The organism is Aeromonas sp. 600774 (assembly GCF_049175075.1).
Lineage (GTDB): Bacteria > Pseudomonadota > Gammaproteobacteria > Enterobacterales > Aeromonadaceae > Aeromonas > Aeromonas veronii_A.
The window spans coordinates 120200-140340 of the sequence record NZ_JAAKUJ010000017.1; the positions used below are offsets into that span (position 1 = coordinate 120200).

Annotated in this window: 18 protein-coding genes and 2 tRNA genes; 11 read left to right on the plus strand and 9 right to left on the minus strand. The window is 59.8% G+C overall.

Going from position 1 to position 20141, the window contains the following annotated elements:
• Positions 1-63 precede the first annotated feature (63 nt).
• Positions 64-930: a D-hexose-6-phosphate mutarotase gene (locus G5171_RS18250; RefSeq protein WP_021229578.1), complete on the minus strand. Its 867-nt coding sequence runs from the start codon at positions 928-930 to the stop codon at positions 64-66.
• A gap of 86 nt (positions 931-1016) precedes the next feature.
• Positions 1017-2012 (minus strand): type I glyceraldehyde-3-phosphate dehydrogenase, encoded by a 996-nt coding sequence (gene gap / locus G5171_RS18255; protein ID WP_158112746.1) that lies wholly within the window; start codon positions 2010-2012, stop codon positions 1017-1019.
• A 347-nt stretch (positions 2013-2359) separates the two neighbouring features.
• On the opposite strand from gap, the gene malQ reads away from it, so the two are divergent.
• From malQ to msrB, 4 genes are all read left to right on the plus strand, one after another.
• A complete protein-coding gene (gene malQ / locus G5171_RS18260; protein ID WP_268012061.1) occupies positions 2360-4549 on the plus strand; it encodes a 4-alpha-glucanotransferase in 2190 nt (729 codons plus the stop codon).
• 82 nt (positions 4550-4631) lie between these two features.
• Positions 4632-6809, plus strand: a complete 2178-nt coding sequence (glgB, locus tag G5171_RS18265) for a 1,4-alpha-glucan branching protein GlgB (RefSeq protein WP_421251152.1) — start codon at positions 4632-4634, stop codon at positions 6807-6809.
• On the plus strand, positions 6809-8965 hold the full coding sequence (glgX, locus tag G5171_RS18270; protein ID WP_421260550.1) for a glycogen debranching protein GlgX: 2157 nt from the start codon (positions 6809-6811) through the stop codon (positions 8963-8965). Before glgB ends, glgX begins: the two co-directional genes overlap by 1 nt.
• A 68-nt stretch (positions 8966-9033) precedes the next feature.
• Complete coding sequence (gene msrB / locus G5171_RS18275; protein WP_042079988.1) at positions 9034-9420, plus strand: peptide-methionine (R)-S-oxide reductase MsrB; 387 nt, start codon at positions 9034-9036, stop codon at positions 9418-9420.
• A 74-nt stretch (positions 9421-9494) separates the two neighbouring features.
• Here the strand turns inward: msrB and chrA are convergent, their stop codons facing one another.
• Together chrA and G5171_RS18285 are read right to left on the minus strand one after the other, a co-directional pair.
• Positions 9495-10646, minus strand: a complete 1152-nt coding sequence (gene chrA / locus G5171_RS18280) for a chromate efflux transporter (RefSeq protein ID WP_421260559.1) — start codon at positions 10644-10646, stop codon at positions 9495-9497.
• A 73-nt stretch (positions 10647-10719) separates the two neighbouring features.
• A complete protein-coding gene (locus G5171_RS18285; RefSeq protein WP_421260551.1) occupies positions 10720-11175 on the minus strand; it encodes a nucleotide triphosphate diphosphatase NUDT15 in 456 nt (151 codons plus the stop codon).
• A 206-nt stretch (positions 11176-11381) separates the two neighbouring features.
• On the opposite strand from G5171_RS18285, the gene G5171_RS18290 reads away from it, so the two are divergent.
• Together G5171_RS18290 and G5171_RS18295 are read left to right on the plus strand one after the other, a co-directional pair.
• Positions 11382-11609: a hypothetical protein gene (locus tag G5171_RS18290; RefSeq protein WP_005335715.1), complete on the plus strand. Its 228-nt coding sequence runs from the start codon at positions 11382-11384 to the stop codon at positions 11607-11609.
• A 145-nt stretch (positions 11610-11754) separates the two neighbouring features.
• Complete coding sequence (locus G5171_RS18295; RefSeq protein WP_005343224.1) at positions 11755-12072, plus strand: hypothetical protein; 318 nt, start codon at positions 11755-11757, stop codon at positions 12070-12072.
• 137 nt (positions 12073-12209) lie between these two features.
• On the opposite strand, the gene G5171_RS18300 is transcribed toward G5171_RS18295, so the two are convergent.
• Positions 12210-12686 carry an Lrp/AsnC family transcriptional regulator gene (locus tag G5171_RS18300; protein WP_005304871.1) on the minus strand — a complete coding sequence of 159 codons (477 nt, stop codon included), beginning with the start codon at positions 12684-12686 and terminating at the stop codon, positions 12210-12212.
• A 467-nt stretch (positions 12687-13153) separates the two neighbouring features.
• Here G5171_RS18300 and G5171_RS18305 point away from each other — a divergent pair, with 467 nt between their 5' ends.
• Complete coding sequence (locus tag G5171_RS18305) at positions 13154-13972, plus strand: Cof-type HAD-IIB family hydrolase (protein ID WP_421260552.1); 819 nt, start codon at positions 13154-13156, stop codon at positions 13970-13972.
• Positions 13973-14023: 51 nt separating this feature from the next.
• Here the strand turns inward: G5171_RS18305 and G5171_RS18310 are convergent, their stop codons facing one another.
• Entirely contained in the window at positions 14024-14587 is a 564-nt protein-coding gene (locus tag G5171_RS18310) for a DUF2799 domain-containing protein (RefSeq protein ID WP_421260553.1), read from the minus strand.
• A 207-nt stretch (positions 14588-14794) separates the two neighbouring features.
• Between G5171_RS18310 and G5171_RS18315 the strand changes: the two genes are divergently transcribed.
• Positions 14795-15634 (plus strand): isopenicillin N synthase family dioxygenase, encoded by an 840-nt coding sequence (locus G5171_RS18315; RefSeq protein WP_421260554.1) that lies wholly within the window; start codon positions 14795-14797, stop codon positions 15632-15634.
• A 211-nt stretch (positions 15635-15845) separates the two neighbouring features.
• Positions 15846-17159: a sodium-dependent transporter gene (locus G5171_RS18320; protein ID WP_421260555.1), complete on the plus strand. Its 1314-nt coding sequence runs from the start codon at positions 15846-15848 to the stop codon at positions 17157-17159.
• Between the two features lie 3 nt (positions 17160-17162).
• On the opposite strand, the gene G5171_RS18325 is transcribed toward G5171_RS18320, so the two are convergent.
• Positions 17163-17882: a substrate-binding periplasmic protein gene (locus G5171_RS18325; protein WP_005362977.1), complete on the minus strand. Its 720-nt coding sequence runs from the start codon at positions 17880-17882 to the stop codon at positions 17163-17165.
• A gap of 431 nt (positions 17883-18313) precedes the next feature.
• Here G5171_RS18325 and G5171_RS18330 point away from each other — a divergent pair, with 431 nt between their 5' ends.
• Entirely contained in the window at positions 18314-19627 is a 1314-nt protein-coding gene (locus G5171_RS18330) for a sodium-dependent transporter (RefSeq protein ID WP_421251146.1), read from the plus strand.
• Positions 19628-19701: 74 nt separating this feature from the next.
• Complete coding sequence (locus G5171_RS18335; RefSeq protein WP_421251145.1) at positions 19702-19905, plus strand: hypothetical protein; 204 nt, start codon at positions 19702-19704, stop codon at positions 19903-19905.
• Positions 19906-19957: 52 nt separating this feature from the next.
• On the opposite strand, the gene G5171_RS18340 is transcribed toward G5171_RS18335, so the two are convergent.
• Positions 19958-20033, minus strand: a tRNA-Val gene (locus G5171_RS18340).
• A 16-nt stretch (positions 20034-20049) separates the two neighbouring features.
• A tRNA-Lys gene (locus tag G5171_RS18345) sits at positions 20050-20125 on the minus strand.
• Positions 20126-20141 lie beyond the last annotated feature (16 nt).

The following is a 20141-nucleotide window of genomic DNA, read 5'->3' on the forward strand; positions in this document are numbered from 1 at the left end:
CGTCACGAGATGCAAAGAGGGCTCCCGCGGGAGCCCTCTTTATTTATCTGAACCTCATCCTGCTCAGATGATCACGGTGGAGAGGCTGTGCTCTTCATCCGGCGCAACGGTCACACCCGCCTCGCCAGCGATGGCTGCTTCGACGCAGAGCATGGTGCGATAGCCATCGTCGCTCATGTCGGCCATGGCGGTGGCCCCTTCCAGCCAGGGGGTCCAGACCACCACGCTGTCGTGGTTGCCACTGACAACCCGGATCTCGCGCTCACCATCCTGCACGCTCACCAGCGCCTCTGGCTGCCAGTAGACCCGATCCAGCGGCCCGCTCAGGGTCAATGCCCCCTGCTGCTTGGCATCCTGTCCGGTCAGCTTGTCGGCATAGGGCTCGCCCAGGCCGGTGACGCTTACCGCCTCTGGTGCGCTGATCTGCAAATAGGTGTGCAGCGCACCGCTATAGGTCAATGGCTGAGCACCTGTGTTGCGAGTGGTCAGCACCAGCGAAAGCTCTTTGCCCACCAGCACGTCCAGTTCCAGCTCGAAGGAGTGATCCCACAGGGCGCGGGTTGCATCGCTGTCGCGCAGGGAAAGATGAACAAGCGTGCCGTCAGCGTGATCGGAGACCCCGTCCAGCATCCAGAGGGTGGTACGGGCAAAACCGTGGGAGGGCTTGCCGCTACCGACGCGGGCGGGCGCCGGGCCAAACCAGGGCCAGCAGATCGGGATACCACCACGAACAGGCTTGCTGCCATCCAGCACCGCTTTGTCGCTCAGCCAGATAGAGGCCGGCTCGCCATGACGCTGATAGCTCAGCACATGGGCGCCAAACAGGCTGATCTCGGCCTTGGCATAGTCGTTATTAATGGTGAGAACCGGCAGGCCGGCCGCATTGTTGGCAAGCTTGCAATTGGCTGTCAGGGGACGAATGGATTGCATGTGGACTCCTGTCATCAGGGGAAACCGAAAAACAAAAAGGCGGCCAATGGCCGCCTTTTTCAAGCTACGCGATTGCGCATCCCAAATTACTTGGAGATGTGAGCGATCAGGTCCAGCACTTTGCTGGAGTAGCCCATTTCGTTGTCGTACCAGGATACAACTTTAACGAATTTGTCGTTCAGCTGGATACCAGCCTTGGCGTCGAATACGGAGGTCTGACGCTCACCCAGGAAGTCGGTAGATACAACTTCGTCTTCGGTGTAGCCCAGAACGCCTTTCATAGCGCCTTCGGAAGCAGCTTTCATCGCTTCGCAGATTTCTGCGTAGGTGGCAGCTTTCTTCAGGTTAACGGTCAGGTCAACAACAGACACGTCCGGAGTCGGAACACGGAAAGCCATACCGGTCAGCTTGCCTTTCAGTTCCGGGATAACTACGCCAACAGCTTTGGCTGCACCGGTAGAGGACGGGATGATGTTCTGAGCCGCACCGCGGCCACCGCGCCAGTCTTTGGCAGACGGACCATCAACGGTCTTCTGGGTAGCAGTGGTAGCGTGAACGGTGGTCATCAGGCCAGACTCGATACCGAAGGTATCGTTCAGAACCTTGGCGATCGGGGCCAGGCAGTTGGTGGTGCAGGAAGCGTTGGAAACGATGTCCTGGCCAGCGTAGGTAGAGTCGTTAACACCCATTACGAACATCGGGGTAGCGTCTTTGGACGGGCCAGTCAGAACAACTTTCTTGGCACCAGCAGCGATGTGCTTACGAGCAGTCTCGTCGGTCAGGAACAGACCGGTAGCTTCAGCAACAACGTCAACACCGATTTCGCCCCACTTCAGGTTGGCCGGGTCACGCTCAGCGGTAACACGTACGGTTTTGCCGTTTACAACCAGGTTGCCGTCTTTAACTTCAACGGTACCGTTGAAACGACCGTGAGTTGAATCGTACTTCAGCATGTAAGCCATGTAGTCAACATCGATCAGGTCGTTGATACCAACAACTTCGATGTCTGCACGCTCGCAAGCCAGACGGAATACGAAACGACCGATACGGCCAAAACCGTTAATACCTACTTTGATAGTCATATTTAGTTACCTAACTGTTCAGTAGTCAAAGAAAATTCCGCTTGTAAATTTACTAGAACTCTCCGGTGAGTCAACCAACATTCTGTCTGAAATTGCGCTATATCATGAAAAACTGTGAAATTAATTTTCTGTTTATGTAACTGATTACCACGTTTTGACGAAAAAAGTGCCAGGTCGTGGCATCGCGCAGATATCAACAATAGTGCCTACTCGGTCACACAACCATTCACAGAGATATGTAAAAATGTGCGCGGTTTAGCATGGCCAAAGAGCCACTGTTCAAGTACCACCCCATAAAAATCAAACAAAATAGTATAGATAGAATCCACAGCGGGAATTCTCAAACTATGACCACCCTGATTGAACAGCTGGCTGCCGCAAAAGGTATCGCCAGCGAGTATGTCGATGCCTGGGGCCACCCGGCCCAGGTATCAGAAGAGAGCAAGGCCGCCATGCTGGGCGCCATGGGCTACCGCGTCGATGACGAGGCCGCACTGGTGCAGCAGCTGGAAGAGGAGCATCGCCAGCACTGGCTGCGGGCGCTGGATCCTGTGATGGTGGTTCGCACCGGCGACGCCGTTACCCTTGAGGTTCGCCTCCCCATCGAATTCGTCAACGACGCCCTCACCTGGCAGCTCCAGCAGGAGCAGGGTGCGGTGCTGTCCGGTCAATTCACCCCCATCGAGGGTGAGCTGGTCGGCGTGGCCGAATTTGAAGAGATGGAGTGCCAGGCCTATCGTGTCACTCTGGATATGGCCCCGGAGCTGGGTTATCACCAGCTGGTGTTGCTGGAAGAGGGCAATGACGAACCACTGGCCACCATGCGCCTCATCGTCGCCCCCAAGGCCTGCTACAAACAGGCGCCGATTGCCGATGGCCGCAAGGTATGGGGTCCGAGCGTGCAGCTCTACTGCCTGCGCAGCCGCCACAACTGGGGTATCGGTGATTTCAGCGATCTGGGCCAGCTGGTCGAGAAAGCGGCCGCCTGGGGTGCCCACTTCGTCGGCCTCAACCCTATCCACGCCCTCTATCCGGCTAATCCGGAGAGCGCCAGTCCCTACAGCCCCTCTTCCCGTCGCTGGCTCAACGTGGCCTATATCAATGTAGAAGCGGTGCCCGAATTCCAGCAGAGCGCTCGCCTAAAGGCGGAAGTGGCAAGCCCTGCCTTCCAGCAACATCTGGCCGATCTGCGCGCCAAAGAGAACGTCGATTACACCGGCGTGATCCAGACCAAACTCGGCATGCTGCGTCAGGTGTTCGATGAAGCCACCCTGAGCGCCGAGCGTCAGGCCGCCTTTGATGCCTTCGTGGCCGCCGGTGGCGACAGCCTGCAACAGCAGGCAGCATTTGATGCCCTGCAGGCCCACTTCTATGCCAAAGGCGAAAATGCCTGGGGCTGGCCGGTATGGCCGCAGGAGCTGCGCGACTACCACAATCCTGCCGTTGCCGCCTGGATGGCCGCGCACCCGCAAGATGTCAACTTCTACCTCTATCTGCAGTTCCTGGCCGACGAGCAGCTGGCGCAAGCCGATGCCCGTGCCAAGGCTGCCGGCATGGTGATGGGGATCTACCGGGATCTGGCAGTGGGCGTCTCCGAAGGCTCCACCGAGATCTGGGCCAACCAGGATCTCTACTGCCCGAAAGCCTCGGTCGGTGCGCCGCCCGATATCCTCGGCCCGCTTGGTCAGAACTGGGGCCTGCCCCCGATGAACCCGAACAAGCTGTTTGAAGCGGCCTACCAGCCGATGGTGGACTTGTTCCGTGCCAACATGCGCTCCTGTGGCGCTCTGCGCATCGACCACGTGATGGCCTTGCTGCGCCTGTGGTGGGTACCGCCCGGAGCGTCCGCCGCCAAGGGCGCCTACATCTACTATCCGGTCAACGATCTGCTGGGCATTCTGGCCCTCGAATCCCACCGTAATCAGTGCCTGCTGATCGGCGAGGATCTGGGCACCGTGCCGGAGGGGATCGACGTGACTCTGAAAGAGAACGGCGTCCACTCCTACAAGGTGTTCTTCTTCGAGCGCTCCAAGGAAGATGGCGGCTTTATCTCTCCGGCGCACTACACCGAGCAGGCGATGTCGGCCCTGACCACCCACGACATGCCGACCCTCAAGGGCTTCTGGCATTGCGACGACCTGGCGCTCGGTCGTCAACTGGGGCTGTATCCGGATGAAGATGTTTTGAAGACTCTGTATGCTGATCGCCACCAGGCCAAACAGCGGATCCTCGACAGCTTGCATGCCCACAAGGTCATCTCTGACAACATCAGTCATGACGTGAACTGGGTCGGCATGAACACCGAACTCAACCACGGTCTGCAGATCCACATGTCCCGCGGCAGCTGCGCCCTATTCAGTACCCAGCTGGAAGACTGGCTGGAGATGGACAAGCCGGTCAACGTACCGGGCACCAGTTACGAATACCCCAACTGGCGCCGCAAGCTCTCCGCTGATCTGGAAGATATTTTTGCCAATGAGGCACTCAAGGCACTGGCTGGCAAGATGAGCCAAGCCCGTGATGAGGCCAGTCGTTGAGACGCTGTCTACCACAGCGCACTCACCTAAATCCACTCCGGCTTCGGCCGGAGTGGATGCTCTGTCATGAAAGGAAATCTCGATGCTCGTTGAACGTTTGGTTGCTGCCCGCTGTTCCGATCCCTTCTCTCACTTAGGCCTGCAGGCCAATCCGGATGGACCCGGCCTCAAACTGACCGCCTGGTTGCCTGATGCCCTCGAAGTTCGCGTCAAGGATCTCAAGTCGGGCAAAGTCGTTGCCACCCTGGCGCCCACCGATGAATCGGGTCTTTTTGAAACTGTTTTCACCCGCCGCAAAAACTCCTTCCCCTATCAGCTGATCGCCAGCTACCAAGATGCCACCACCGAGGTCATCGACCCCTATCAGTTTCAGGATGCCGCCTGGGCAGGCCTGGCCGAACTGACCGCCCAGCCGGAAAACCTCTATCACACCCTTGGCGCCCAGCTGCGCACCGTGGAGCATCTTGGCCAGCAGGTGGAGGGGGTGCGTTTCGCGGTCTATGCGCCGAGCGCCACCGCCGTGAGCCTCATCGGCGATTTCAACTTCTGGGATGGCCGCCGCCACCCGATGCAGCGTAGCCTGTGCGGTCACTGGGTGCTGTTTGTGCCGGGCCTCAAGGCTGGGGATCGCTACAAGTTCGAGCTCAAGGACCCCATGGGCAACCGGCTGCCCCACAAGAGCGACCCTGTCGGTTTCTACTGCGAGCAGTATCCGTCGTTCGCCTCCGTGGTCTATGACCACGCCCAGTACCAGTGGCATGATGCCGAGTGGATTGCCAGCCAGCACAACGACAAGCGCGAGCAGCCGCTCTCCATCTATGAGCTGCACGTCGGCTCCTGGAAACGCCACCCCAATGGCGACAGCCTGAGCTGGCGTGAACTGGCAGTGGAGCTGGTCGCCTACGTCAAGGAGATGGAGTACACCCACATCGAGCTGCTGCCGGTCTCCGAGCACCCCTTCAGCGGCTCCTGGGGCTACCAGCCGGTGGGCATGTTCTCCCCCACCAGCCGCTACGGCACCGCCGATGACTTCAAATACTTCGTCGACCAGTGTCACCAGGCCGGCATCGGCATCATTCTGGACTGGGTGCCCGCCCACTTCCCGTCCGATGCCCACGGCCTGGCCCGTTTCGATGGCACCCCGCTCTACGAGTACGAGGATCCGCGCCGTGGCTGGCACCCGGACTGGAACTCCTACATCTATGACTTCGGCCGCGACACAGTGCGCCAATTCCTGGTAGCGAGCGCCCTGTTCTGGCTCGACAAGTTCCACATCGACGGCCTGCGGGTGGATGCGGTTGCCTCCATGCTCTATCTCGATTACTCCCGCAACGCTGGTGAGTGGGTACCGAACGTCGATGGCGGCAACCACAACTACGAGGCGATCAGCCTGCTCAAGTGGACCAACGAGGAGGTCTATGGCAAGTATCCCCACGCCATGACCATAGCCGAAGAGTCCACCGCCTTTGCCGGTGTCTCCCGCCCCACCTTCCTCGGCGGCCTCGGCTTTGGCTTCAAGTGGAATATGGGCTGGATGCACGACACCCTCACCTATATGCAGAAAGAGCCGATCCACCGCCGCTACCACCACAATGACATGACCTTCTCCATGGTTTACCACTATGACGAGAACTTCATCCTGTCGCTCTCCCACGACGAGGTGGTGCACGGCAAGCACTCCATGCTCTACAAGATGCCCGGTGACGAGTGGCAGCAGGCTGCCAACCTGCGGGCCTATATGGGCTTCATGTACGCCCACCCGGGCAAGAAGCTCAATTTCATGGGCACCGAAATCGCTCAGAGCAACGAGTGGAACCACGACGCCCAGCTGCCATGGCATCTGCTGCAATATCCCAAGCATGCCGGTCAGCAGCGGCTGATCCACGATCTCAACCACCTCTACCGTCATGAGCCTGCCTTGTATCAGGCCGATTATGAGCAGACCGGCTTCCGCTGGCTGGATCACAACGATGCAGACAACAGTATCTTTGCTTGGCTGCGGGCGGACAAAGAGGGCAAGCAGGCTATTGTGGTGGCTTGCAACTTCACCCCGGTGCCCCGCATCGAATATCGGATCGGCGTCCCTGCGGCGGGCCACTATCGGGTGGTGCTCAACACCGACAGCGAGTATTACTGGGGCAGTAACTATGATGTAGGTCTGGTGTTCGCTGCCGAGCCGACCCCCTGGCAGGGGATGGCACACAGCATAGTGCTGGATCTGCCGCCGCTGGCGACCTTGTTTATCAAACAGGAGTCTTGATGCTTGTAATGGAAAAAGGGGTGGGCCACCCGCTGGGGGCCCGCCTTGACGAGAACGGTTGCCACTTCTGCGTCTGGGCCCCCCAGTCGGACAAGGTGGAGATCTGCCTGTACGACGAGCAGGAGCAGGAGCTGATGCGGCTGGAGTTGCCCGGCCGCCGTGGCCAATATCGCTTTGGCTACGTGCGCGGTGTAAAGGCCGGTCAGCGCTACGGCTATCGGGTCTATGGCACCCCGCAGGAGGGGATGCTGTTCGATCCGCAAAAACTGCTGATCGACCCCTACGCCAAGGCGCTCAGTCGTCCCACCTACTGGGATGAAGCCCTCTATGAGGGGGACAGTGCCGGGATGATTGCCAAGTCGGTGGTGGTGGATGACAGTTTTGACTGGCAAGGGGTTGGCAAACCCGGGATCAGTCCGGCCCGCACCATTATCTACGAGACACACGTCAAGGGCTTTACCAAGCAGCACCCGGGGATCCCCAAAGCGCTGCAGGGCACCTACCTTGGCATCAGTCACCCGCTGGTCATCGAGCACATGAAGAGCCTCGGCATCACCTCGGTGCAGCTGATGCCGGTGGCCGCCTTCATGTCGGAACCGCGACTGGAACAGCTGGGACTGACCAACTACTGGGGCTACAACCCCATCGCCTTCTTCGCCCCGGAGCCGCGTTACAGCACCAGGGCCGACGAGGCAGTGACCGAGTTCAAGACCATGGTGCGCGAGCTGCACCGGGCCGGGCTCGAGGTGATCCTGGATGTGGTCTACAACCACACTGCCGCCTCTGGCTTCGACGGCCCTACCCTCTCGTTCAAGGGCTTTGACAACGCCGGTTACTACGCCTTCGAAGCAGGCCCCCACGGCCCGGACTACACCCGTCACGCCAACGTGACCGGCTGTGGCAACAGCGTCAATCTGGATCACCCCAACACCCTGCGACTGGTGCTCGATGCTCTGCGTTACTGGGTCACCGAGATGCAGGTGGACGGCTTCCGTTTCGATCTGGCGGTGACGCTGGCGCGGGAAGCGGGAGAGTTCGAGCCCATGGGCGCCTTCTTCAAGGCCGTGATGGCCGACCCTGTGCTGTCACAGGTCAAGCTCATCGCCGAACCCTGGGATATCGGCCCCTTCGGCTACCGGCTGGGTCAATTCCCGAGCCAGTGGCAGGAGATCAATGACCGCTATCGCGATACGGTGCGCGCCTTCTGGCGCGGTGATGCGGGCAAGATGGGGGACTTTGCCACCCGTCTGGTGGGGTCGCGGGATATCTTCCCGAAGAACTGGCGCTCCCCCCACACCAGCGTCAACTACCTCTGCTATCACGACGGTTTCACCCTGGAGGATCTGGTCTCCTACAACCAGCGCCACAATCAGGCCAACGGTGAAGACAATCGGGACGGCCACGGCAACAACCTCTCCTATAACCACGGGGTAGAGGGGCCGACCCTGGATCCGCGGGTCAACAGCCTGCGCCAGCAGCAGAAGCGCAATCTGATTGCCACCCTGCTGCTCTCCCAAGGTACTCCCCACTTCCTCGCCGGCGACGAGATGGGCCGCAGCCAGCTTGGCAACAACAACGCCTACTGTCAGGACAACCAGATCAGCTGGGTCAACTGGCAGTGGCGACCGGAGGATGAGCGGCTGTTCGCCTTCACCCAGCAGATGATGGCGCTGCGGGCGGAGTCCTGCGTCTTCTCCAACCTGCAACTGAGCGACGACAGCTGGAATGGCACACCGTCCAGCTGCCATCAGGTCAACTGGTATCACCCGGACGGCCACCAACTCACCGATCAGGATTGGCACGCCCCCATGGGGCAGGCGTTCGCCATGGATATCGGCATGATCAGCTGTGTCGGCGAGCGCTGGTACGTGCTGTTCAACGCCAGCGATTATGACATCCAGTTCCGCCTGCCGCCTCCGGGGGAAGGGCTGGAGTGGATCCAGACCATCGACACCGCCACCAACGATGGCCTCCCCTTCCTGCCTGATGATATCAAACGGCAGGTGGCGGTCGGCCGGGCCCACTCCCTCAAACTGCTGGAGCGGGTGGCGCTGGCCAGCACGGCGGAGGATGCCCAGCCACCGCAGCAGGAAATTCTCCCTGCATCCGGTGAGGAGATGGTTGCCACCTCGATCACAGATACAGGCAAACCATAACAGGCATGCTGGAGTCAGCTTTACGGAGCCGCTATGCTGGGCTCCGGTATGGATGGCAAGGAGTCGGTATGAGCAGTAACAATCCGGAACAGTGGCGCAGCAAACTGACCGCCGAGCAGTTTCACGTCTGCTGGGAGAAGGGCACCGAGCGCCCCTACAGCGGCGCCCTGCTCCACAATCGCAAGAGCGGCGACTACCTCTGTGTCTGCTGCAAGAGCGTGCTGTTTCACTCAGGAGCGAAGTTTGACTCCGGCTGCGGCTGGCCCTCGTTCGACAAGGCCATCGAGGGGACGGTGGAGTACACCGAGGACAACAGCCACGGCATGAAGCGGGTGGAGATCACCTGCCGCCAGTGCGGCTCTCACCTCGGTCACGTCTTCCCCGATGGACCGACCGAGACCGGCCAGCGCTACTGCGTCAACAGCCTGAGTCTGGATTTCGAACCCGAGGTCTGAACGGTTTACCCATTGCAATAAAAACGGCGCCTCCGTTATGGAGGCGCCGTTTTTTTATCGGGATTTCACCGGCTTCACGCCAGCAGGATAGCAGCCATCACCAACAGGGCCGCGATGGCCGGCACCGGCAACTTCAACACCCGCAGCAGATAAAAGCCTATGGCCGCCAGCGCAAGATCGGTCGGCGCCAGCACCGCACTCTGCCACACCGGCTGATAGAGGGCCGCCAACAACAAGCCCACCACGGCGGCGTTGATTCCGGTGACGGCCCCCGCCAGACGGGGCCGGGCCAGCCACTGTTGCCAGCAGGGGCCCACCGCCCAGAGCAGCAGAAAACCGGGCACAAACAGCGCCATGGTCGCCAACAGGGCCCCGATCAGCGGCATTTCGGGTTGCAGCTGGGCGCCAAGATAGGTGGCAAGGGTAAACATGGGGCCCGGCACCAACTGGGCCAGGCTGTAACCGGTCAGAAACTGCTGCTCGTTGAGAGTGTGTCCCACGCTCTCTTGCAGTAGCGGCAACACCACATGGCCACCGCCAAACACCAGACTACCGGCGCGATAGAAGTCGGCAACCAGCTGGCCAAGCGGGCTACCGAGCAGCGGCAGACCGATAAAAAGGATGCCAAACATCAGCAGGGTAGGCCAATGAGGCTGACTGCTGGCGGCAGAAGGCAGCTCGGCGGAGGCTGGCACACTGCCCGCCCCGCGCTGGCTGCGGGCGCAGATCAGCGCCGCTCCCGCCAGCATCAACAGTTGAGTCAGCAGACCGGGCTGCCACCAGAGTGCAGCAGCGGTCACCACCATAATCCCTTGGGTCATTCCCGTGGCACAGAACTGACGACTCATGGTGAGCACCGCATCGGCCACCACGATAAGCGCCAGCAGTTTAAGGCCATGCAGCGCCGCATCGAGCCACAGATTGCTGCCCAGCTGGCCGATGCCGATCGCAGCCGCCAGTAGCAGAAGAAATGAGGGCAGCGTGAAGCCAATAAAAGCAGAGAGCGCCCCGCCCAGACCGGCGCGATGACGACCGATGGCGAAACCAAGCTGGCTGGAGGCGGGCCCCGGCAGCAGTTGGCACAGCGCCAGCAAGCGGGCAAATTCGGCCTGTGTCAGCCAGCCGAGCCGCTGGACGAAGGTACGCTGGAAATAGCCGATATGAGCGGCCGGACCACCAAAGCTGATGCATCCCAGCCATAAAAACTGAATAAATACCTGTCCCACGCTCTTCTCCCTCATCCCTCTTCTCCCGATGGAGAGGAGATATTATGACAGCGCGATGATCGTTTTATGACAATCAGACTGATTGGGCCGACACCATGGGCACATCACCCGGCAGATAGCAGCGTCCCGCCAGCCAGCAGGCGATGGACTGACGGCTGGCGTCGAAATGGGGCTCGGGCAACGCGCGCGGATCGCACCAGACCCAGCCTTCGCACTTCTCCGGCTCCAGCAGTTGCGGTTCGCCATCGGCCTGGGCGTACAGTGTCACCGAGATATAGTGCAACCCGCTCTCGCGCCAGGTCTCCAGATTGTTGGTCACCGCCACCACCTCGGGCCCATGGATCTCAAGTCCTGTCTCCTCGGCCACCTCGCGGATCGCCGCCGACTCGAAACTCTCCCCCAACTCCAGATGACCACCCGGGATCGACCAGTAGGGGGCATGGCTTCCCTTGCGTTTGCCAAGCAGCACCTGGCCTTGGGCGTTGGTCAGGATGACGCCGACCCCGACGCGGGGATAGAGAGTGGACATGAAAACGCTCCTTCAATCAGGCAATAAAACGGCCCCACCTTAGGCCCAAGGAGGGCACAGGGCAAGCCCCAACTGCACGGCACCTGCGCCTGTCGGTGACCCCTCCCCTTGCCCCTTAACCGGTTATCACTGATGCTGGGGAGTGAAGCCCTGATGGAGAGGCCATCCCCATCCTCTCAGTCCCCCATTACCCCGAGGAGTCCGCCATGAAAAAATTGCTCCCCCTGTGCGCTCTGCTGCTCACGGCTTGCCAAACCACGCCGCCCCCCAACTCGCTCGCCATTGATGATGCCGACGCCTGGCAGGCCATTTGCAAAGATGGCACCCGGGTTCGCGCCGTGGTGGCAGAGGGGATCTGTGGGGATCATCGCGGGGTAGCCATGTGGACGAATAAGCCAAGAGCTGAACGGATGGCAGAAGAAGCCGCCAAATAGTGTGATCCAGGCACCATAAAATGACACTGCCGGCCAATTGGCCGGATTTTTTCGCGATCTCGCCAGCACTTTGCCACCTTGTTCATGGTGCGCTCAGTTTTCTGTTCCCATACTGGCCCTACAGTTCCAAAAGAGGAGAGACAAGATGCAAACATCCATCGTCGGGCTCTCCATTCTGTGGGGGCTAGCCAGTTTTGGTGTTCAGGGGGATTTCATCGAGAGCCGTGATTCCGTTGCGCCATCCTGGCAAGCCGAGTCCAGAGTGGAGATGGAAGGTTATCTGATTGAATCGCTTGGCGAAGATCGCTGGCTGTTCGACAACGGCAGCGAGAGTCTGCTGGTCTCCCTGCCCGAGGGGCAGTGGGTGCCGACCGGCGAGCGGCTGCGGGTCAGCGGCGAACCGCAGCAGGAGCAGAGCGGCTGGCTGCTGCAGGTGGAAGACATCAGCCAGGTCAGCGTCTGACCACAGCAGTCGCCATTCCCCGTCACCGCGACAGCTAATCCAGACCCGATAACCACTACCGAACAACCAAGAGCGAATAGCAAAAGAGGAGGCCAGTGGCCTCCTCTTTCTGTTTCTATTAAGCGGTTTGCGCAGCCTCAACCCAGATGGTTGAGAGGCAGCGCCGTCTTGTGCTTGATGCGGCGCAGCACGAAGCTGGAGCGCACACCGGTCACCCCCGGAATATGGGTCAGCTTGTCCAGCAGGAAGTGCTGGTAGTGCTCCATGTCGCGCACCACCACCTTGAGCTGGTAGTCGGCATCATTGCCGGTGATGAGGTCACACTCCAGCACTTCGGGCAACTCGCTGATGGCGCGATCGAAGTTTTCGAACCGCTCCGGCGTGTGTCTGTCCATGGAAATGTGAATGTAGGCGGTGAGGGTGAGGCCAAGCTGGCGGGCGTTGAGCAGAGTAACGTGGGTGTCGATGAGACCGGCATCCTCCAGCGCCTTGACCCGGCGGGAGCAGGGGGACGGCGAGAGCCCCACCAGCTCGGCCAGCTCCAGATTACTGATGCGGCCATTCTCCTGCATCAGCTCGAGAATATGTCTGTCTATGCGATCAAGTTTCAGCATTTACCCTTCCTCGTTGCAATGACTAATCTACTTTTTCTAGATTAAGGGTGAACTATTGCAAAAACAACCGAAATAAGTGGTTACTTTGCAACCACTCACCAGCACGGGAGGGATACTATGGTTACATCTTCCGGTGGCAAAGCAGATACCTGACCGGGTCTCTGCGGTGAAGGACCTTACCGGGTCAAGAGCCCCATCAGCCGTCTTACCTTATCGGGAAACGACGGGCTGGAACGAGAGAACCCCCTCCCCGAAGGCAACAAAGCAGGCATCCCGGCGCCTGCTTTGTTGTTTTTAGTGCTAGCTGGTTATCCCATAACCCCGCTCCCGATCACAACCTTGCCGCTCGACGGCACGGAACCCTTGCATGGCATTGATGGTTTTGGGAGTTTATTGCTCATCCCATGACGGTGGAGTGATATGGATGGCTGCAGCCACCACCCACCGTTCGCATCTCCGGAGGAGCTATGAGTGAGTACAAGGCCATCGCGCTCGATATGGATGGCACCCTGCTGACCCGTGATCACAAGATCTCGTCGGCCACTCGGGCAGCACTGGCGCAGGCCCGCGCCCACGGCATCAAGGTGCTGCTGGTCACGGGGCGCCACTATATGACGGCGCGCCCCTTTCACCACGAGCTGGCCCTCGATACTCCCCTCATCTGCAGCAACGGCGCCTATCTCTATGATCCGGTGCAGAACGGGATCCTCAGCGGCGACCCGCTGGCTACCGCCCCGCTTACCGAGCTGCTGGCCGCGGTCGAAGCTCAGCAGATGGGCGCCCTGTTCCACCTGAGCGAGGGCATTGGCTACATCGGCTGTGAAGAGCATGTCACCCGCATCCGCCACTGGTCGGCCAATCAGCCGGACCACCTCAAGATCGCCCTCCACCCGGTCGAGGAGCTGGCAGGCTGGCTCGACAACCCGGTCTGGAAACTGGAGCTGTTCAATCAGGATCCGGCGCGCCTGCACACCTTTATGGGCGAGGTGGTCGAGCAGATGCCCTTTACCCGCGACTGGGCGGCCCCCTATGCGGTGGAGCTGGTACAGCCCGGTTGCAGCAAGGGCAACCGGCTTGCCCAGTGGGCCGCCAGCGAAGGGATTGCGATGGAGCAGGTGGTGGCGTTTGGGGACAACAACAACGACATCAGCATGTTCGAGCAAGTTGGGCTGGCGGTGGCCATGGGCAATGCGGCCCCGCAGATCCAGAGCCATGCCCATCGGGTCACGGCCGACCACAACGAAGATGGTATCGCACTGGCGCTGCAGCGCTGGGTACTGCCCTGATCTGACAGGATGCAACATGGCCAGAACACGGGCTGGCCATGAAGAGAGGGATTAACCGCCGAAGGAGAACTGGATCACCCGATCCGGATAGCGCAGACGGTTGTACTCCCGGCGCAGGGATTCGTAGTGGCGAATGGCCCGATCGCGCTTGGCGCGGTAGTAGTCGCGCTGTTCCGTGTTGGTTTCGTTGCGGATGTTGCGCTCCAGCGTATCGATATCCCGCTCGGTACGCTCCAGCTCGTCGCTGATCTCCCGCAGGCGAGCAGCCAGTTTGTACTCTTCGTAGCCACGCTGATACTGCTTGAGGAAGCTGGCGTCATTGGGGCATACCCCCAGATAAGCCTGCCCCTCCTTGCCCTTGCTGTAAGCCAGCTCGGGAATGCAGTAGAGCTCCAGCCCCTTGTCGTAGCCCCGTTTCCACTCGGCTTCATCCACTTTGAGGCCATATTCACTGCAAGAAGAAACGTAGTCGCGGGTCGCCTGACGGGTTTTGCCTTCCGATCCATCCTGATAACCCAGGTTGTACCAACTCATGGTACGGCACTCATCTTCTGACAGGGCACTGCATCCCGCCAGCAATACCGGCAGGGTCAGCAACAGGATTTTGGGGGACATGAACAGACTCCGGAAAAGATAGTGAGCGGCATTCTAGAGAGGATAAAAGGCCATAACAAGGGATGCGCTCCCGTGCGGTCTGGCGCGGTTTATTTGATGTTTTTGTCACTATTCAACGCCGTGCCAGACGGGGTGGCCAACCCGCTTTCCTTGTTATCAGGTGCAAGGTAAACTGCGCCATCTTTTAACTGGCGCGCAACAAAAACAATGAAAGTCCTGACCGTCGATTACCGCTCACCCGATGCGGCCCAACGCTTCACCGAATCCCTGCGAACCACCGGCTTTGGCGTGTTGACCAACCACCCCATTCCGAAAGAGCTGGTGCAGTCCATCTACGACAACTGGTATCGCTTCTTCATGAGCGAGCAGAAGCAGGATTTCCTGTTCAACCGCGAGACTCAAGATGGCTACTTCCCGCCGTCGGTCTCCGAGGTGGCCAAGGGCCATAGCCAGAAAGACATCAAGGAGTACTTCCACATCTACCCCTGGGGCCAGATACCACAAGAGCTGAAAGAGCAGGCGATGGAGTACTATCGTCTGGCCAACGGTCTGGCCGCCGAGCTGCTGGGCTGGGTGGAGCAGTATACCCCGGCCGATATCGCCGCCAACTACAGCTGCCCCCTCTCCTCGATGATCGAAGAGAGCCAGAAGACCCTGCTGCGGGTGCTGCACTATCCGCCGTTCGATGGCACCGAGGAGCCGGGCGCCATCCGCGCCGCCGCCCACGAGGATATCAACCTGCTTACCATTCTGCCCGCCGCCAACGAGCCGGGGCTGCAGGTGAAGGGTTCCGACGGCGAATGGATGGATGTGCCGTGTGACTTTGGCACCCTCATCATCAATATCGGCGACATGCTGCAGGAGGCCTCTCGCGGCTACTACCCTTCCACCACTCACCGCGTCATCAACCCGACTGGTGGCAATGCCGCCAAGTCGCGTATCTCGCTGCCGCTGTTCCTCCATCCGCGCCCGGATGTGGTGCTCTCCGAGCGTCATACCGCCCACAGCTACCTGATGGAGCGGCTGCGGGAGCTCGGAGTGATCTAGTCCACCGACGAGCAGTTGTCAGAGACCAAACCGGAGCAATCTCGCTCCGGTTTTTATTTGGTGGCAGGATTGGGCAAAAAACAGAATTAAATTAGCCATTCATGCCAACAAATCGCATTTACACCTGATAACCGTCGTAGTGATTGCGCCGTGACCTCCGTAACATGAGCGCCATTCTGCCCCTGCCAAGGGGCGCTCGATTGGAGTTCTTATGAAGCAGTCCCAATGGTCATCCCGACTCGGCTACATCCTCGCCGCAGCGGGTTCCGCGGTCGGTATCGGCGCAATCTGGAAATTCCCCTATGTCACCGCAGTCAACGGTGGCGGCGCCTTCCTGCTGGTCTTTCTGCTGTTCAGCTTCACCCTGGGGGTGGCGGTACTGATGGGGGAGACCCTGCTCGGCAGCATGAGTCGCCGCGGGGTAGTCGGTGCCTTCTCCGATCTGCTCGGCAAACAGTGGCGCTGGGTTGGGGTAATGGGGGTGATCTCTACCCTGCTCATCTACTGCTTCTACAGCGTGGTGGGCGGCTGGACCCTGGGTTATACCGGCATGGCCATCTCCGGCGATCTCAACTATGGTGATGCAGCAGCCCTCACCGCCCGCTTCAATGACTATGTCAGCGGCGACGTCTGGCCAATCCTCACCCACCTGCTGTTTGCCGCCCTCACCTGGATGGTGGTGCAAGGCGGCATTCAGAAAGGGGTGGAGCGCACCCTGCGCTGGATGATGCCAGCCCTGTTCCTGATGATCCTGATGCTGGTCGCCTTTGGCCTCACCCTGCCCAATGCGATGGCGGGGGTACGTCACTTCCTGATGCCCGACTTCAGCAAGCTGGGGATGTCTGGCGTGCTCGATGCCATGGGGCTGGCCTTCTTCTCCCTCTCAATCGGTCTTGGCATCCACACCACCTACGGCGCCTATCTGCCGACCAGCGAAGGGGTTGGCCGCTCCAGCCTCTGGGTGGTGCTGCTGGCCAGCATGGTGGCGGTACTGGCGGGGCTGATGATTTTCCCGGTGCTGGCCTCGACCGGTATCGACCCGGCATCCGGCCCCGGCCTCACCTTTATGACCATGCCGGCGGTGTTTCAGCTGCTGCCATTCGGTCAGGTGCTTGAGGTGATCTTCTTCGCCCTGCTGGTCTTTGCGGCGCTCTCCTCGGCCATCTCCCTGCTGGAGCATTTGCAGTGCTTCCTGTGCGAGACCTGGGGTTGGTCCCGCCGCACGGCCTGCAGCGCCATCACTGGATTCGTCATGATTAGCGGTGTTCCGGTCAGCCTGTCGTTTGGCCCGCTGCAACACGCCACCCTGTTTGGCAAAACCATTTTCGAGTTGCTGGACTTTGTCACCTCCAACCTGATGATGCCGCTGTTCGGCCTGATGCTGACGCTGCTGCTGGGCTGGAAACTGGGGCGCAAGGCGTTGCCGCAGGGGATTGCCAGCCATTGGCATCACCTGCTGATGAACTGCTGGCGCTGGATTGCCCCCTTGCTGATCGGCGGGATCTTGATTCGCGGTCTGGTGTGACGGTTACTCTTCGCGGGTGGGCTCATCGGCCCGCCCCTGTGCGGCTCTGACGGCCTCCAGGGCATGCTGCCAGCGGGTGATCTCGGCATCATCCGTTCCCTTGGAGAAGACGATATAGAGACCGGCCTGATGGAGCAGTACGCCACTGCTGACGATGCTGCGCCGGGATAACCCCATCTTGTCGAGGGTGGCCTCCATCACCAGCTCCGCCATCGGCAAGGCATCGATCTTGCCCAGCATCAGCCGCTCTATCGCCTCCCCGACCGTCTTGTAGCGCACCAGATTGGTGTAGCCCTCATGGGTCAGCCGCACATCATCGGCATTACCCAGCACTACCCCCACTCTGGGCAGATCCCGCAGCTGTGCCAGCGAGGTCAGCGGGTGGCGACTATCCGGCGCCTGATAGATAAAGACCCGATTGATAAAGAGCGGGCCAACCCATTTGAAATGGGACTCCCGCTCCGGGAGCCGCTGTACCACGAACAGTCCATAGCCGGGCTCGACCCGTGCCAGCGCCAGCGCCCGCTTGAGCGGGTAAATCCGCACCGGATAGCGGGTGCCAAGCTCCTCCTGCACCTCATCAATCAAACGAATGGCGAAGCCATCAAGCTTGCCATCGCGGTATTCGGTAAAGGGGGGTAAGTCGTGACTCAGCAGGGTTAATCCGGACTGCGCCGACACACTCAGGCTGATCAGTAACCAGGGCAGCACCATCCATCTCATACGACATCCTGTCTCATCGTTGTTCCCGTCAGCGCCATGTAGCGGTCACTAGTTCCAGAAGAAGCTACGTCGATTATCGCCCAGTAAATAGCCACAAGGTAGAAAAGATACGGCCCGGCGAGGTTTTCCCCCATTGAGTTGTACGTATAGCCAGAGTGGTGACAGCGGCACACATAAAAAATTTTTGATTTTATGTGTCAATTATTCTTTCCATGGTTTAGGCTGTTCCCTCATTCATTGGTCAGGTTGCCACCTCATGTCTGCCATCCTCGTGCTGTTTGGTCGATTTTTTAGCTCGCAAGAGAGGTGACCTTGCACGCACAGTTTTTCTGAATGTTCATTGCAAAGGTCGCCTCGGGCGGCCTTTTTGTTGTCTGTCGTTTATTGCTACAGAGGAGTATTGCTTCGATGTCGTGTTACCCGGAGGTTGTATGAGCCAGGTTCAGTGGTCTTCCCGTCTCGGTCATGTGCTGGCCGCAGCAGGCACAGCGATTGGCCTTGGTGCCATCTGGAAGTTTCCCTATGTGACCGCCACCAATGGCGGTGGCGCCTTTCTGCTGGTGTTTCTGCTGTTCAGCTTCACCCTGGGGGTAGCGGTACAGGTCGGCGAAACCCTGCTCGGCAGCCATAGCCAGCGCGGGGTGCTCGGCGCTTTTCGCAAACTGGTGGGGCCGAACTGGCGCTGGATGGGGTATATGGGGATCGCCTGCGGCTTCTTTATCTACAGCTTCTACAGCGTGGTCGGTGGCTGGACCGTGGGTTACGCCGCGCTGGCGATGGCTGGCAAGCTCAACCTGAGCGAGGGGAGCGCCCTCACCGCCCTGTTCAACGGCTATGTCAGCAACCCCTGGTGGCCGGTGCTGACCCATCTGATCTTCGCGGGCCTGACTTGGTGGTTCGTGCAGGGGGGTATTCAGAAAGGGGTGGAGCGGGCACTGCGCTGGATGATGCCCGCGCTCTTCATCATGATGCTGCTGCTGGTGGGGGTCGGTCTCTCCATGCCGGGCTCCATGGCGGGTGTGCGCCAGCTGCTGCTGCCGGACTTCTCCATGCTGACCGGCCAGAGCGTGCTGGACGCGCTGGGGCTGGCCTTCTTCTCCCTCTCCATCGGGCTCGGGGTACACACTACCTATGGCGCCTACCTGCCCAATAGCGAAGGGGTGCTGCGCTCCGGGGTCTGGGTGGTCACACTGGCAAGCCTTATCTCGGTGCTGGCAGGCTTGATGATCTTCCCGGCGCTGGCCTCCACCGGCATCGATCCCACCGCGGGCCCAGGGCTCACCTTTATGACCATGCCTGCCGTGTTCAGTCATCTGCCGTTCGGTCAGGGGCTGGGGGTGATCTTCTTCCTGTTGCTGCTGGTCGCCGCTCTCTCCTCCTCCATCTCCATGCTGGAGCATTTGGTGCGCTTCACTACCGAAGAGTGGGGCTGGTCGCGTCGTGGAGCCTGCCGGGTACTGACCCTGCTCATCATGGCCTCCGGCATTCCGGTGAGCCTGTCGTTCGGCCCATGGAACGATCTGACCCTGTTTGGCAAGACCATCTTCGAGCTGCTCGACTATCTGACCTCCAACCTGATGATGCCGCTGTTTGGTCTGGTACTGACCCTGCTGCTGGGCTGGCGATTGGGTGATGCCATTCTCCCTTCGGGCCTGTCACCCACCCTGCGTCTGGCGCTGCTCTGGTGCTGGCGCGTGGTGGCGCCGCTGCTGATCAGCGGGATCCTGATCCGCGGGATCATGTAACACCTTGCGAATCCGTGCGGGCAGGCCTTGGCCTGCCCTTTTTATTGCTGGCGTTTGCTTTAACAGGCGTTCATATGAGCAGCATCACGATGGACAGGAGTGAAGTCAGTGGCCGTCGAACAATCTCGGAAGAGCAGGATGAAGAAGGATCGGAGTGGCAGAGTGGCAGAGTGGCAGAGTGGCAGAGTGGCACAATAAGAGGTGGTGCTTTGCTCGCCACAACGGCAACAGAAGAAGCGGGAGTACTGAATTTCAGGCAAAAAAAAATCCCCATCTGAATGGGGACTTTCTCTGCAACTGAAGCTTATATCTCAGCCTCGCTTGCGAATATGGTGGTCGTTACTGGGATCGAACCAGTGACCCCCTCCTTGTAAGGGAGGTGCTCTCCCAGCTGAGCTAAACGACCTGGGATTCTGAAATGATGGTGGGTCGTGCTGGATTCGAACCAGCGACCAATTGATTAAAAGTCAACTGCTCTACCGACTGAGCTAACGACCCATCTAAATCATTTTTT

What these genes read in the sequence shown, in the direction of transcription:
- G5171_RS18295 (WP_005343224.1), top strand. Translation starts at nt 11,755, where the DNA reads ATGCAAACATCCATCGTCGGGCTCTCCATTCTGTGGGGGCTAGCCAGT.
- G5171_RS18315 (WP_421260554.1), top strand. Translation starts at nt 14,795, where the DNA reads ATGAAAGTCCTGACCGTCGATTACCGCTCACCCGATGCGGCCCAACGC.
- gap (WP_158112746.1), bottom strand. Translation starts at nt 2,012, where the DNA reads ATGACTATCAAAGTAGGTATTAACGGTTTTGGCCGTATCGGTCGTTTC.
- G5171_RS18310 (WP_421260553.1), bottom strand. Translation starts at nt 14,587, where the DNA reads ATGTCCCCCAAAATCCTGTTGCTGACCCTGCCGGTATTGCTGGCGGGA.
- G5171_RS18285 (WP_421260551.1), bottom strand. Translation starts at nt 11,175, where the DNA reads ATGTCCACTCTCTATCCCCGCGTCGGGGTCGGCGTCATCCTGACCAAC.
- G5171_RS18300 (WP_005304871.1), bottom strand. Translation starts at nt 12,686, where the DNA reads ATGCTGAAACTTGATCGCATAGACAGACATATTCTCGAGCTGATGCAG.
- G5171_RS18305 (WP_421260552.1), top strand. Translation starts at nt 13,154, where the DNA reads ATGAGTGAGTACAAGGCCATCGCGCTCGATATGGATGGCACCCTGCTG.
- G5171_RS18330 (WP_421251146.1), top strand. Translation starts at nt 18,314, where the DNA reads ATGAGCCAGGTTCAGTGGTCTTCCCGTCTCGGTCATGTGCTGGCCGCA.
- glgX (WP_421260550.1), top strand. Translation starts at nt 6,809, where the DNA reads ATGCTTGTAATGGAAAAAGGGGTGGGCCACCCGCTGGGGGCCCGCCTT.
- msrB (WP_042079988.1), top strand. Translation starts at nt 9,034, where the DNA reads ATGAGCAGTAACAATCCGGAACAGTGGCGCAGCAAACTGACCGCCGAG.
- G5171_RS18290 (WP_005335715.1), top strand. Translation starts at nt 11,382, where the DNA reads ATGAAAAAATTGCTCCCCCTGTGCGCTCTGCTGCTCACGGCTTGCCAA.
- G5171_RS18335 (WP_421251145.1), top strand. Translation starts at nt 19,702, where the DNA reads ATGAGCAGCATCACGATGGACAGGAGTGAAGTCAGTGGCCGTCGAACA.
- G5171_RS18325 (WP_005362977.1), bottom strand. Translation starts at nt 17,882, where the DNA reads ATGAGATGGATGGTGCTGCCCTGGTTACTGATCAGCCTGAGTGTGTCG.
- G5171_RS18250 (WP_021229578.1), bottom strand. Translation starts at nt 930, where the DNA reads ATGCAATCCATTCGTCCCCTGACAGCCAATTGCAAGCTTGCCAACAAT.
- glgB (WP_421251152.1), top strand. Translation starts at nt 4,632, where the DNA reads ATGCTCGTTGAACGTTTGGTTGCTGCCCGCTGTTCCGATCCCTTCTCT.
- G5171_RS18320 (WP_421260555.1), top strand. Translation starts at nt 15,846, where the DNA reads ATGAAGCAGTCCCAATGGTCATCCCGACTCGGCTACATCCTCGCCGCA.
- malQ (WP_268012061.1), top strand. Translation starts at nt 2,360, where the DNA reads ATGACCACCCTGATTGAACAGCTGGCTGCCGCAAAAGGTATCGCCAGC.